At 51.0% G+C, this 13,893-nt stretch carries 9 protein-coding genes; 7 read left to right on the plus strand and 2 right to left on the minus strand.

Annotated elements, in window-relative coordinates; genetic code table 11:
- The first annotated feature begins 1 nt into the window (after position 1).
- The 5 genes from DW896_RS07480 (at position 2) to DW896_RS07500 (ending at position 5,897) form a co-directional block, all read left to right on the plus strand.
- Positions 2–514 (plus strand): NADH-quinone oxidoreductase subunit J, encoded by a 513-nt coding sequence (locus DW896_RS07480; protein WP_005823970.1) that lies wholly within the window; start codon positions 2–4, stop codon positions 512–514.
- 5 nt (positions 515–519) lie between these two features.
- Positions 520–828, plus strand: a complete 309-nt coding sequence (gene nuoK, locus DW896_RS07485) for an NADH-quinone oxidoreductase subunit NuoK (RefSeq protein WP_005823972.1) — start codon at positions 520–522, stop codon at positions 826–828.
- Between the two features lie 58 nt (positions 829–886).
- Positions 887–2,800: an NADH-quinone oxidoreductase subunit L gene (gene nuoL, locus DW896_RS07490; RefSeq protein WP_009037158.1), complete on the plus strand. Its 1,914-nt coding sequence runs from the start codon at positions 887–889 to the stop codon at positions 2,798–2,800.
- A 51-nt stretch (positions 2,801–2,851) separates the two neighbouring features.
- Entirely contained in the window at positions 2,852–4,336 is a 1,485-nt protein-coding gene (locus tag DW896_RS07495) for a NuoM family protein (protein ID WP_005823976.1), read from the plus strand.
- Between the two features lie 121 nt (positions 4,337–4,457).
- Positions 4,458–5,897: an NADH-quinone oxidoreductase subunit N gene (locus tag DW896_RS07500; RefSeq protein ID WP_005823978.1), complete on the plus strand. Its 1,440-nt coding sequence runs from the start codon at positions 4,458–4,460 to the stop codon at positions 5,895–5,897.
- Between the two features lie 135 nt (positions 5,898–6,032).
- Here DW896_RS07500 and DW896_RS07505 read toward each other — a convergent pair whose 3' ends face one another.
- Positions 6,033–8,816 (minus strand): ATP-binding protein, encoded by a 2,784-nt coding sequence (locus tag DW896_RS07505; RefSeq protein WP_022402329.1) that lies wholly within the window; start codon positions 8,814–8,816, stop codon positions 6,033–6,035.
- A gap of 234 nt (positions 8,817–9,050) precedes the next feature.
- On the opposite strand from DW896_RS07505, the gene DW896_RS07510 reads away from it, so the two are divergent.
- Both DW896_RS07510 and DW896_RS07515 read left to right on the plus strand, forming a co-directional pair.
- Positions 9,051–11,756 carry a TonB-dependent receptor gene (locus tag DW896_RS07510; RefSeq protein ID WP_009037160.1) on the plus strand — a complete coding sequence of 902 codons (2,706 nt, stop codon included), beginning with the start codon at positions 9,051–9,053 and terminating at the stop codon, positions 11,754–11,756.
- A gap of 119 nt (positions 11,757–11,875) precedes the next feature.
- Complete coding sequence (locus DW896_RS07515; RefSeq protein ID WP_009037161.1) at positions 11,876–13,057, plus strand: hypothetical protein; 1,182 nt, start codon at positions 11,876–11,878, stop codon at positions 13,055–13,057.
- A gap of 120 nt (positions 13,058–13,177) precedes the next feature.
- Here DW896_RS07515 and DW896_RS07520 read toward each other — a convergent pair whose 3' ends face one another.
- Entirely contained in the window at positions 13,178–13,603 is a 426-nt protein-coding gene (locus DW896_RS07520) for a hypothetical protein (protein ID WP_005835201.1), read from the minus strand.
- Positions 13,604–13,893: the final 290 nt, after the last annotated feature.

Genomic DNA, 13,893 nt, shown 5'->3' on the forward strand with positions numbered 1-13,893 from the left:
CATGGAAATAACTCTTGAAACAGTAGTATTCTACTTCCTTGCGGCCTTTATCACCGTATTTTCCATCTTGACGGTAACGACCCACCGCATGGTGCGCTCGGCCACCTACCTGCTGTTCGTGCTTTTCGGTACGGCAGGCATCTACTTTCTGCTGGGTTACACCTTCCTCGGTTCCGTGCAGATTATGGTCTATGCCGGCGGTATCGTAGTGCTTTACGTCTTCTCCATACTGCTTACCAGTGGCGAAGGCGATGTCATCGAGAAGTTAAAGCGTAGCAGGTTCCTTGCCGGACTGGGTGCCACCGTGGGCGGTGCCATCATCGTAGTATTCATCACTTTGAAGCATAAGTTCATTGCCACCACCGACGTGGAGCCTTTGGAAGTCAACATCAAGACCATCGGTCACCACATGCTGAGCGGTGACAAGTATGGTTATCTGCTTCCCTTCGAAGCTGTCAGCATCTTGTTATTGGCATGTATCGTAGGTGGATTATTAATAGCACGTAAAAGATAAGAATTATGATACACATGGAATATTATCTGATAGTTTCGGCTATCATGTTCTTCGCAGGCATCTACGGGTTCTTCACCCGCCGCAACACGCTGGCGATACTTATCAGCATCGAGCTGATACTGAATGCCACGGACATCAACTTTGCTGTATTCAACCGTTTCCTATTCCCCGGAGGACTGGAAGGATATTTCTTCTCTTTATTCTCCATCGCCATCTCGGCGGCCGAAACGGCTGTAGCCATTGCCATCATGATTAACATCTACCGCAACATCCGCAGCATCCAGGTGAACAAACTGGATGAGATGAAGTGGTAAGAGCAAGAATCGCCAAGCGATGTTTCTTGAATAGTAATAATTGATAAACATAGTATATATGGAATATACAATATTAATCCTTCTACTCCCTTTCCTCTCTTTCCTCGCTCTGGGACTTGGAGGTAAATGGATGTCACACCGCACTGCCGGCCTTATCGGAACTGCGGCACTGAGTGTGGTCGCAGTGCTTTCCTATCTCACCGCAGGAATGTACTTCAGCGCTCCCCGCCTTGCCGATGGTACGTACGAGGCGCTGATGCCCTATAACTTCAAATGGCTGCCTTTCACAGAAAGCCTCAGTATCGACATGGGTATCCTACTCGACCCGATTTCGGTTATGATGCTCGTGGTCATCAGTACCGTTTCGCTGCTGGTACACATATACTCTTTCGGCTACATGAAGGGCGAACGCGGTTTCCAGCGTTACTACGCCTTCCTGTCGCTCTTCACCATGTCCATGCTCGGACTGGTAGTAGCAACGAATATCTTCCAGATGTATCTGTTCTGGGAGTTGGTGGGCGTGTCCTCCTATCTGCTGATTGGTTTCTACTATACGAAACCCGCAGCTATTGCTGCTTCGAAGAAAGCATTTATCGTTACCCGTTTTGCTGACCTAGGTTTCCTTATAGGTATCCTTGTCTATGGATATTATGCCGGCACATACACCTTCAGCCCCAATGAGATGGCGCTGGCAAAGGGCGGTGCGGCCATGATTCCGCTTGCCTTGGGACTGATGTTCATCGGTGGCGCCGGAAAGAGTGCCATGTTCCCGTTGCACATCTGGCTGCCCGATGCCATGGAAGGTCCTACGCCAGTCAGTGCACTGATTCATGCCGCCACGATGGTGGTTGCAGGGGTCTATCTGGTGGCACGCATGTTCCCGTTGTTCATAGAGTATGCTCCCAGCGTGCTGCACATCGTGGCATACGTAGGAGCTTTCACGGCATTCTATGCCGCCAGTGTGGCATGTGTGCAGAGTGATATCAAACGTGTACTGGCATTCTCCACCATCTCCCAAATCGGTTTCATGATGGTGGCGCTGGGTGTATGTACATCAACCGACCCGCACGAAGGGGGACTGGGCTACATGGCAGGCATGTTCCACTTGTTCACACATGCCATGTTCAAGGCATTGCTGTTCCTCGGAGCGGGTAGCATCATCCATGCCGTACACAGTAACGAGATGTCTGCCATGGGTGGACTGCGGAAGTATATGCCCATTACGCATATCACGTTCCTCATCGCATGTCTCGCCATTGCAGGTATCCCGCCGTTCTCCGGATTCTTCTCCAAAGATGAAATCCTGACGGCATGCTTCCTGTTCAGCCCCACTATGGGATGGATTATGACAGTGATTGCAGGTATGACAGCATTCTATATGTTCCGTCTTTATTATGGTATCTTTTGGGCCGGCTCAGAGCCGGGACAAAAGTCGGCAAGTGATGGGGGCGACAGCCACGTGCCTCACCCCCACGAGAGTCCACTGGCGATGACCCTGCCCCTGATGCTCCTGGCTGTTGTTACGATAGTTGCCGGTTTCATTCCTTTCGGACACTTCATCAGTTCCAACGGTGAAGCATATAACATCCATCTGGATTGGAGTGTGGCAGGTACAAGTATCGCCGTAGCGGTGGTTTCCATAGCCATTGCCACCTACATCTATGCAGGTAGCCGGCAACCCGTTGCCGATACATTGGCACACCGTTTCAAAGGCTTGTGGACAGCAGCTTACCACCGCTTCTATCTGGACGAGGTCTACCAGTTCATCACCCACCGCATCATCTTCGGCTGCATCTGCCACCCCATTGCATGGTGGGACCGCCACGTGGTCGACGGTTTCTTCAACTTCCTTGCCTGGGGGGCTGAAGCTACCAGTGAAGAGATACGCGGCCTGCAAAGCGGACGCATCCAGCAATATACATTTGTATTCCTGCTGGGCACGCTGGCACTGATACTGCTACTATTGCTATAACCCGAGATTTTTCAATCGTAAATCGTAAATCGTTAAATCGTAAATATAAAGATGAACTTTTTATCATTATTCGTACTCATCCCCTTGCTGATGTTGCTGGGTCTTTGGCTCAGCCGCAACATCGCACAAATACGCGCGGTGATGGTGACCGGTGCATCGGCTCTGCTGGTTCTTTCTGCAGCATTGACCGTGATGTACCTCAATGCACGCCACGCTGGTGCCACGGATGAAATGCTGTTCCGTGCCGACATGGTCTGGTATCCTGCACTCAACATCCACTATTCGGTAGGAGTAGACGGTATTTCGGTAGCCATGCTGCTGCTTTCGGCCATCATTGTCTTTACCGGAACATTCGCCTCCTGGAGGCTGCAACCGCTGACTAAAGAATATTTCCTTTGGTTCACCTTCCTCTCCATCGGTGTGTTCGGGTTCTTCATCTCGATAGACCTGTTCACCATGTTCATGTTCTACGAGGTTGCCCTCATTCCCATGTATCTGCTTATCGGTGTATGGGGGTCGGGACGCAAGGAGTACTCCGCCATGAAGCTGACACTGATGCTGATGGGCGGCTCCGCCTTCCTGCTTATCGGTATCCTGGGTATCTACTACGGTGCCGGAGCCACCTCTATGAACCTATTGGAAATAGCACAGATGCACAATATTCCCATCGAACAGCAACGTATCTGGTTCCCGCTCACCTTCCTCGGTTTCGGTGTGCTGGGCGCTCTGTTCCCGTTCCACACATGGAGCCCCGACGGTCACGCCTCCGCACCGACTGCCGTATCCATGCTCCATGCCGGTGTATTGATGAAACTGGGAGGTTACGGATGTTTCCGCATAGCCATGTACCTGATGCCCGAAGCTGCACAAGAACTGGGATGGATATTCCTGATTCTTACCGGAATCTCCGTGGTATACGGTGCATTCTCCGCTTGTGTACAAACCGACTTGAAGTATATCAATGCCTACTCTTCCGTCAGCCATTGCGGCCTGGTGTTGTTCGCCATCCTGATGATGAACCAGACAGCTTGCACGGGTGCCGTTCTGCAGATGCTCTCTCACGGACTGATGACAGCCTTGTTCTTCGCCCTTATCGGTATGATATACGGACGTACCCATACGCGTGACGTCCGCGAACTCTCCGGTCTGATGAAGATTATGCCTTTTCTGGCTGTCTGCTATGTAATCGCCGGTCTTGCCAATCTGGGACTGCCCGGACTCAGCGGTTTCATTGCCGAAATGACCATCTTCACCGGTTCGTTCCAGCATCCCGATACGTTCCACCGCGTGTGGACGGTCATTGCATGCAGCTCCATCGTGATTACGGCAGTCTATATCCTGCGACTGGTAGGAAAGATTCTCTATGGCACCTGCACTAACAAGCATCACCTCACCTTGAGCGATGCAACCTGGGACGAACGTACAGCGGTCATCATCCTCATCGCATGCGTTGCCGCCCTCGGTATGGCACCATGGTGGATTAGCGGCATGATTGGAGACAGCGTGCTGCCAATAACTGATTTATTTACGATTTGACGATTTACGATTGATAAATGACTTGTAAATCCCAAGAGTAACCTCAATCGTAAATCGTAAAATCGTAAATCCCAAGAGTAATTTCAATCGTAAATCGTAAATCGTAAAATCGTAAATAGATATGGATTATTCCCAATTCCTCCTGCTCAAAGAAGAGCTTTCGCTGATATTGGTCATCGTCATCCTTTTTGTCGCCGACCTCTTCATGAGTCCGGATGCACACAAGAATGACGGCAAACCGGTGCTGAACACAATGCTGCCCGTTGCTCTGCTGACCATACACACACTTATCACCATCGTTCCCGGTCCTGTGGCAGATGCTTTCGGCGGCATGTATCACAATCAGCCGATACAGAGCATCGTGAAATCCATCCTCAGTATAGGTACACTGATTGTATTCCTGATGGCGCACGAATGGATGCGCCGTCCAGACACTGCCATCAAACAAGGTGAGTTCTACATTCTGACACTTTCCACCCTGCTGGGTATGTACTTCATGATTTCTGCCGGACACTTCCTGATGTTCTTCATCGGACTGGAGACGGCAAGCATCCCAATGGCAGCGCTGGTTGCCTTCGACAAATACCGCCACCACTCTGCCGAGGCAGGTGCCAAATATATTCTCACGGCACTGTTCTCCAGCGGATTGCTGCTATACGGATTATCTTTGATTTACGGTACGGTAGGCACTCTCTACTTTGCCGACATACCGGCACGCCTCACCGGCGACCCGTTGCAGATTATGGCATTCGTATTCTTCTTCTCCGGCATGGGATTCAAAATATCACTGGTGCCTTTCCATCTTTGGACAGCAGACGTTTACGAAGGCGCTCCAAGTACGGTAACCGCTTATTTAAGCGTTATCTCCAAAGGCTCTGCCGCTTTCGTGCTGATGACTATCCTCATCAAGGTATTCGCCCCGATGGTAGCTCAATGGCAAGAAGTGCTCTACTGGATCATCATCGCCTCTATCACGCTTGCCAATCTCTTCGCCTTGCGTCAGCAGAACTTGAAACGATTGATGGCTTTTTCCAGTATCTCGCAGGCAGGTTATATCATGCTGGGTATTATCAGCGGCACTTCACAAGGTATGACTTCATTGGTCTTTTATGTATTGATTTACATGTTTGCCAACCTCAGCGTATTTACAGTCATCACGATTGTAGCCCTGCGTGCCCATAAATTCACGCTCGACGACTACAACGGGCTGTACAATACCAATCCAAAGCTCGCTTTCCTGATGACCTTAGCCTTGTTCTCTCTGGCAGGCATCCCGCCGTTTGCGGGCTTCTTCTCGAAGTTCTTCATCTTTGCGGCAGCTTTCGAAGGCGGCTTCCATCTGCTGGTATTCATTGCCCTTATCAATACAATCATCTCGCTTTATTACTATCTGAAGATTGTAAAGGCAATGTACATCAACAAGAGCGACGAGCCGATTGCAGCATTCCGCAGTGACAACTATACACGTGCCAGCCTGGCCATTTGCACGCTGGGTATTGTGGTACTGAGTATTGCAAGTGTGGTATATCAATCCATCGATAAGTTCTCATTCGGATTATAACCGGAGGGTATCATCACTTACCACAAATTACACAGATTGGCACAAATCATCTTTAGAAGTTCTGATAATCAAGAGCTTTGACTTGTGTTAATCTGCATAATTTGTGGTGAGTGTGTATTTTAGCACATTTCCATACTATACAATCGGCAGCACAAACCAAAAGCATGAGCCTTTCCCCGGTTCACTGTCCACACCGATTGTGCCACCCAACTGCTCTATAATGCTCTTGCTGATAGAAAGCCCCAGGCCGGTGCCATGCACAAACGTATTCAGCTTTATAAAACGGTCGAATATCTGAGCCTGCATTTCCGGCTCAATGCCAAGGCCCGTATCGGCCACATAAAAACGCAAATGAGTTTCATCCACCTTATCATATCCTACACGTATACTTCCCGCAGTGGTGAACTTGATGGCATTGTTGACAAAGTTGGCTATGACCTGATTCAAACGGTTACGGTCACTGACAATCCGGCATTCCGGCAGATGATGGTCGAAGAGAACTTCCACACCCGGTTTAGCCTTCATCTTCATGAAGCGCACAATGTCCTCACATAGTACGTTCACGTCCAGCTCTTTTTCCACAAAGTCAAATGTCCCGGCCTCTATCTTGGACAAATCCAGTATGTCGGAAATCAGCTGCAACAGCAGGTCATTGTTTTCTTCGATAATCGCCATATACTGCCTTTTTTCCTCCATGTCCCCGGTCTCTCCCATCAGACTGGAGAAACCGACAATCGCATTCAGGGGCGTACGTATCTCATGACTCATATTGGCAAGGAAGGCACTCTTCAGACGGTCGGCGGTTTCTGCCTTCTCCTTGGCTTCAATCAGCATAGCCTCCGTCTCCTTCAATTCCGTAATGTCATAGTTGACGCCTATCAGCTCTATTTGTCCGTTCTCCGGTTCGAACAGATTGACAACCACATTGGTACGTACCCAGTTCCATTTTCCCTTTTCGCCCGGACGCTCAATGCGCATCTCTCCCTGGAAATGTTTGGCTTCGCCCACACGGGCCTTACTGAAGAAATCAAGCATCCTCCTGCGGTCACTGGGGTACATCTTGCTGTATATTCCCACGACATCTGCCAATTGGGTATTCTCGTCCTCTCCCATATTCTTATACCATTGCTTGATGGCATAGCCTTTCCGGTCGAGCAGGTTCAGCTTGGCATAACCTACCTTCGCATAATCCGATATAAGCAGGAAGAAATTCTCGAAATCACAGATACGGCTCATGGCATCAATCCGTTCCGTATTGTCGATGTTAATCATGGCATAGCCGGTAAAGTTACCTTTACTGTCATACACCTTGCTCACTTTCGTATAAAGATGTATCACATCCTTCGGCTGTTTGGAAGTGGAGTAATACCCTTCAGTCCGGTCGAAAGCATAATTCAGGCGGAAGTCGACCATATCCTCGGTCTGTATACGTTCTGCCAATTGGGCGGACACATTCGGGTTCTCGAATAAGTTCACTCCAATGACATCCTGTTTGTCACGGACCCCGAATATCTCCATATCCTTATTGTTGATGTCTACCAGGAATCCGTCTTTGTCATAGATTTCCACCCCGGCCGGTATATTGGCAAAGATATTCTTGAACAGTTTTTCGCTATGGTCCAAAGCCAGATGAGTCTGTACCGAGTCTGTCGTATCGAGGAATAACGCCACCACTTCATTCTTTTCCGGAGAGTATATCACCACGTGGCAGTGCTTGTTGGTGAGCTCAAAACACATGTCCATTTCCTTATGTGTCCCGGTGTTCACTATATCAAGCAGATATTCCAGTCTGGGGGCCGCCTCCCTTGAAAAAGACGAGGCAGTCTTGCCGATAAACGTCGACGCGGGTTTTCCCAGAAAATCGGCAAAGATAGAATTCGCATCTGTCACATAATACCCGTAGGGATTGTCCTTTTCATCACAGACAATGGACATCCGCACATACCCCAAAGGCATATAGCGGAACAAATTGCTGAGGAAAGTACGTTCACGCACAGCCTCATCCTTCGTTTTGCGCAACTCTATGCAAATGCTGATGACATTTGCCAACGAACTAAACCATTGGTAATCCTCGTTAGTCCACATTCGGGTACGGTCCACCAAATCAATGCCCATATATCCCCACACCTGGTCATTGGCAACCAGCGGAGTTACCATCAAGGACTTTATATTCTGTCTCGCCAGAATTTCATATTCGGCGTAAGCGTGCTCCGGCAGTTGCCCCAGCGTTTCCAGCAGAACGGGCTTTTGTGCCATAATCTGTGACGTCCACCACGGCAAGCTGTCAGCCTGGACTCCCTGAAGCATTTCTTTCTCAGGAGCCACTCCCGGAGCCACCACCTCGTATGTGCAGCTCTGGTACCGGCACTTCTCATCGTATTGGAATATATAGACACGCCCGCCGCGAAAGAAATCGAGAATATCTTTCAGTATGTCGTAAATGCCCGCACTGATATCCTCGTCTTTCAGGAAACGGAATAAGGAATGGGATATTGAGGTCTGCCGATAAAGCAAATTGTTCACTCTTTGCAAAGCCTGCTTCGCAGCTTCCTCCTTCGGCATCTCTACGCGCTGCAACACTCCGAAAGCCTTCAATGTACCATCCGGCAAATGCTCCTTATACCCCACGCGCGAGTAGACCCAGACCACTCCTTCAGTAGAATAGATAGGAAACGTCTGTTCATAGACCTCCATATTCTGAATGGCAAGGAACTCCCGGCTGATACGCGTCCGATAGTCTTCGCGTATCATTTTACCGAAATCCTCAAAGCTCAGGTATTCCCCTTCCAAGCCTAACAACTTACAGACATATTCGGAGCAGAGATACTGCCTTGAAGAAAAATCAGCCTCCCACCAACCTATCCGGCCAAGAATGGAAAGGCGCCGGAAACGTTCACTATCGTCACGATGAACAGCCATATATTTATCAATATTGGTTTGAGATACAAAAATAGCCATAAAACTCTAATAAGCAACCATTAGAAACCTTTTTCGTCCCAAGCAGCCTATATATAAGGATAACAAACAATCCGGAAGAATGTGCGGTAACCAAATCGTAATAGATTTGAAAATGAAACGTATGTTCCATGTATCACCGGTGTAATGTCATTGCCTCATCTTTGCAGCGGATTAAAAAACGTACAAAGAAAAGAGATGAGCATGAAATTAGACTTGGGAAAGATTTTCTTCCTTATTTTATTCCTCACACTTTCCGTCATGGCTGCCACGGCGGGAACCATCAAAGGGACAATCACCGACCGACAAACCAAAGAACCGCTGACGGGAGCCACCGTGCAAGTGAGCGGAACGGCACAAGGCGCCGTCGCCGATTTGGATGGTAACTATACACTGGAGCTGAAAAACGGAACCTATACCCTCACCGTCCGTTACATCGGCTACAAAGACATGACGATAAATGCCGTAGAGATAAAGGGTGAAACCGTGCTGAACTTCGACATGGAGCCGGACACGCAAACCTTGGGCGAAGTGCAGGTCACCGCCAAGAAGAACCTTGAGGGCGAACGCGCCTTGCAGATGGAACGGCAAAAAGCGACCCTCGCCATCGAGAACCTCGGTTCCAAAGAGATGTCCCTCAAAGGCATCGGCAATGTGGAAGAAGGAGTAAAGAAAATAACGGGCATCTCCATCGCCAGCGCCGGACAACTTATCGTCCGCGGACTGGGCGACCGCTACAGCACCACCACGCTGAACGGACTGCCCATCGCCTCGCCCAACCCGGACAACAAGCTGGTGCCGCTCGACCTGTTCCCCTCGTCCACCGTACAGAACATCACCGTCAGCAAGGTGTATGACGCAGCCGCCTTTGCCGACTACAGCGGTGCGCACATCAACATCAGCACCAAAGAAAACATACCGCAAGATTTCTTCCAACTGAGCCTCAACACGGGCGGGAAGTTCAACACCTTAGGCAAAGACCGCTATCAGATGGACCGCAGCGGCTCGCTCCTGAAGACACCCAGAGTGGACGCAGCCGCCCTCGGCATGCCCCTGATGGAGTTTGACAAATACGTGAAGACCCGCAATATCTTCGATACCTCCTTCAGCGCCGGCAAGAAGAGTTCGTTACCCGAACTGGGCGGGAACCTCGGCTTCGGCAAGAACTTCGGTATAGGCAACCAGACACTCAGCCTGCTCGCCTCCTTCAGCGCCAGCAACGGCTACCAAAACATGGAAGATGCCTTCTACAAGACACTCGAGGCCACCGGCACCGTGCAGGACGACTTCTCCTACGACAGCTTTGCGCAGGAACTGAAGCTCGCCGCCCTCGGCTACCTGGGCTACACCCTGCGCCGGAGCGACCGCATAGGCTACACTTTCTTCTACGCCCGCAACGCCATCGACACCTACCAGCGCCGCGAAGGTACTGATGCCGAAGGACACGAGCTGACCGGCAGCAACAACATCATGCACATATACACCCTGCAAAACCATCAACTGAACGGAATCCATAACTTCGGCGAGAGCGACAGGTGGCAACTGACCTGGGGAGGCTCGTACAGCAAGACCGGTAGCGAAGAACCCGACCGCCGCCAAGTGATGTACGTCAAGGACAACGACGGCAGCCTCAGGCTCTTCAAGCTGAACCGCCAAGAGACCATGCGCTACTTCGGCAGCCTGGACGAAGAAGAGTGGAACGCCAACCTCGCCATGCGCTGGAAGTGGAACGACACCAGCCACCTCAAGCTCGGCTTCAACTACAAGGACAAGAACCGCGACTACAGCGCTACCCGCTTCTACTACAACCTGAACAAGCTGGACCCCGTCATCACCGACATCTACAACACCGACGGCTTCCTCAACCAGCAGAACATTGCCGACGGACAAATCATGGTACAGCGTGTGATGCAGCCCAAAGACAGCTACCGCGCCGGAAACGAAATCTACTCCGCCTACCTGCTGACCGACTTCTATCCCACCGAAGCCCTCCTGGTGAACCTCGGCCTGCGCTACGAAATGAGCAAGCAATGGGTGCGCTACGCCAGCGACGGCGGCGACTGGTACTCCCGTCGGCGCAATTTAGACAAGAACGACCTCTTCCCCGCCCTGAACCTGAAATATGCGGTGAACCCCGCCAACAGCATCCGCTTCTCTGCCTCGCGCACCGTCACCCGTCCCTCGTTCATCGAGATGGCACCCTTCCTCTACCAAGAGTCCTACGGTTCGGCACAAATCCGCGGTAACGAAGAGTTGCAGAACGGTTACAACTACAACTTCGACCTACGTTACGAACGCTTCGGCAAGGACGGCGACATGCTCTCCGTGACCGGCTACTTCAAATACCTCGACAGCCCTATCGAACGCATCCAAGACCTGCAAGGCGGCGCCACGCTGCACAGCTTCAAGAATGCCGACAACGGCATGGCTGCCGGCGTGGAGCTGGAGATGCGCAAACGGCTCGTCAAAGACCTGCGCCTAGGTGCCAACATCAGTTACATGTACACCAACGTGAAGCTGCCCCAAAGCGGTGCCTACACCAACAAGGAACGTTCGCTGCAAGGCGCATCGCCCATACTTGCCAATGCCGACCTCACCTACTCGCCGCGCTTCGGTGAAGACAGGCAACTCAACCTCGCCCTGCTCTACAACCTGCAAGGCAGCCGCATCCATGCGGTAGGCGTGTCGGGTCTGGGCGATGTCAGGCAACAGACGCTGCACACGTTGAACTTCAGCGCCGGATATAGCCTGAACAAGCACTTCAGCCTGAAGCTGCAAGTGAACGACCTGCTGAACCGCGATGTCATCTTCAAGCAAGATGTGCCCACCACGGGGCAGGAGATGGAAGTGGAACGCTACCGCAAGGGAACGAACTTCGAGGTGGGAATAAGCTACAACCTATAAAGCCCCCGCCCTCCCCCTGAAGGGAACGGAGAACACTCTTTGACAAACAAGCAGATTTAAGAGAATCAATCTGAATGACAGACAGATAAATTGGATATAACAACTAAAACAATTGAATTATGAAAACAATGAAATGGAAATTCTACTCTCTGGCCTTTGTAGCCGGAATGTCTATCCTCACCGCTTGCAGCAGCGACGACAACAACGACAATGACGGCAACGGCGGCAACGGAAACGGCAATGAAATCGAAAACGGTACGATACTGAAAGGTACCATCACCTCCGACGTGACCCTGGCTGCCGGAAACACCTACAAGCTGAGCGGCGAATACATCGTAGAAGAAGGTGGCACGCTCCACATAGAAGAAGGCGTGAAGATTATCGCCGTTTACGATGACATCGCAGACTACATCCTCGTGAAGCAGGGCGGTAAAATCAACGCCGTAGGCACGCCGGACAAACCCATCGTAATGACCAGCGAAAAAGAAGAGCCGGGCGCATGGGGAGGCATCCACATCTGCGGACGCGCCCACACCAATGCCGAAGGCGGCAAGGGAAGTTCTGAAATAGGCGGTGCCGTTTACGGCGGCAACGATGATGCCGACAACTCGGGCACGCTGCAATACATTCGTCTGGAATACACCGGCTTTGCCTTCGATGAAGAGCACGAAGCCAACGGTATCTCTTTCTACAGCGTAGGCAACGGTACCATCGTGGACCACTGCCAAGCCTACAAAGGTTCCGACGACGGCTTTGAGTTCTTCGGCGGCTCGGTAAACGTGAGCAACCTCGTAGCCGTAAGCTGTAGCGACGACTCCTTCGACTGGACCGAAGGCTGGAACGGCAAAGGCACCAACCTCGTGGCTTACCAAGAAGCCGAATCCACACTGGGCTACGACTGCGACTGCCTGATGGAGTGCGACAACAACGGCAGCAACAACGCCGCCACTCCCGTTGCCCACCCCGTATTGAAGAACCTCATCCTCGTCGGCAACGGCGGCAGCAAGCAAGGCATCCGTCTGCGTGCCGGCACGGAAGTGGAAATAGACAACGCCAAGGTCTGCGGCAAAGGCCAACCCCTGACCGTGGAAACCGCCCTTACCGAAAACGCCCTGAAGAACGGCACCTCCAAGCTGACCAACATCACCCTCACCTCCGAGCTGAGCAGCAAAGAAGGCATCTACACCCATGCCGACTTCATCGCCGTGACAAGCAACAAGGTGGACGCCAACCTGAGCTACAGCTCTTTCGAGGACATCAGGAAAGAATGCAGCTGGATGAACGGAAGCTGGGTGAAGTAAAAAAAAGAAGCACTCGCAAGGCTATAAAAAAACACACAACTTCTTCAACAGCGTGCCCCTCGAATGCCTTCCGGCTTCAAGGGGTACGCGCTGTTTCAAAAAAGAAACTAAAAGTACCGTTTACTTCTTCTTCAGCTCCTTCTTCAATTCCTGAACCTGAAAGCTGAACAAGTCCAGATGACGGCAAACGCGCTGCATGAAACTGCCTGCCGCCCTGAAGCAGATACGCGAAATGCGCACTTTATCTGCCGTACAGTCCTCTATCCGTTCCACCGGTTCGCTGGTGATGGAGGGAAAAAAGTTTCCAAGTCCCTTGATGTTCACCGTGCGTCCACTGGCCAGATAGTCCGCTATAATATCCGGCAGTTGCACCAGCACGGACTGGGCATCGCCCACCTGCAGGGAGCTGACAAAAGCCAGCCTCTTGGCCAGTTCGTCATTGCTCACCGGTTCCGGCTGAAGCACTTTTGACGCCGCGTAGTAGCGCACCACTTCCTTGTCTCCACTCTTGTCCACCTTCTTGCGGACCACATAATTCATTGACATACCAATCTTTCTTTATAATTAGGTTCGTAAAAAACGAAAGATATTCCCGCCCGACGCGAGGCACACCTACAACTTGCATACACAAAGCCTATACCTTACGGTAAAGACTCCGTGACCGAATACCTTTCACTATATGACTGAATACCTAAAACACCCGGATGTATTGCCCCAAAACATGGGGATGTTTTCACCCAAAACACCCGGATGTAATACCCCAAAACATGGGGATGTTTTGGGAGAAAAGATGGGGATGTTCTGACCTTTCAGTATAGGGTTCAAAGGTAATGACT

It is taken from the genome of Bacteroides sp. AM41-16 (genome assembly GCF_003603495.1).
Classification (GTDB): domain Bacteria; phylum Bacteroidota; class Bacteroidia; order Bacteroidales; family Bacteroidaceae; genus Bacteroides; species Bacteroides uniformis.

Bases quoted from the DNA above. Each gene is read 5' to 3' on its own strand.
- DW896_RS07480 (WP_005823970.1), top strand. From the start codon at position 2: ATGGAAATAACTCTTGAAACAGTAGTATTCTACTTCCTTGCGGCCTTT.
- nuoK (WP_005823972.1), top strand. From the start codon at position 520: ATGATACACATGGAATATTATCTGATAGTTTCGGCTATCATGTTCTTC.
- nuoL (WP_009037158.1), top strand. From the start codon at position 887: ATGGAATATACAATATTAATCCTTCTACTCCCTTTCCTCTCTTTCCTC.
- DW896_RS07495 (WP_005823976.1), top strand. From the start codon at position 2,852: ATGAACTTTTTATCATTATTCGTACTCATCCCCTTGCTGATGTTGCTG.
- DW896_RS07500 (WP_005823978.1), top strand. From the start codon at position 4,458: ATGGATTATTCCCAATTCCTCCTGCTCAAAGAAGAGCTTTCGCTGATA.
- DW896_RS07505 (WP_022402329.1), bottom strand. From the start codon at position 8,816: ATGGCTGTTCATCGTGACGATAGTGAACGTTTCCGGCGCCTTTCCATT.
- DW896_RS07510 (WP_009037160.1), top strand. From the start codon at position 9,051: ATGAGCATGAAATTAGACTTGGGAAAGATTTTCTTCCTTATTTTATTC.
- DW896_RS07515 (WP_009037161.1), top strand. From the start codon at position 11,876: ATGAAAACAATGAAATGGAAATTCTACTCTCTGGCCTTTGTAGCCGGA.
- DW896_RS07520 (WP_005835201.1), bottom strand. From the start codon at position 13,603: ATGTCAATGAATTATGTGGTCCGCAAGAAGGTGGACAAGAGTGGAGAC.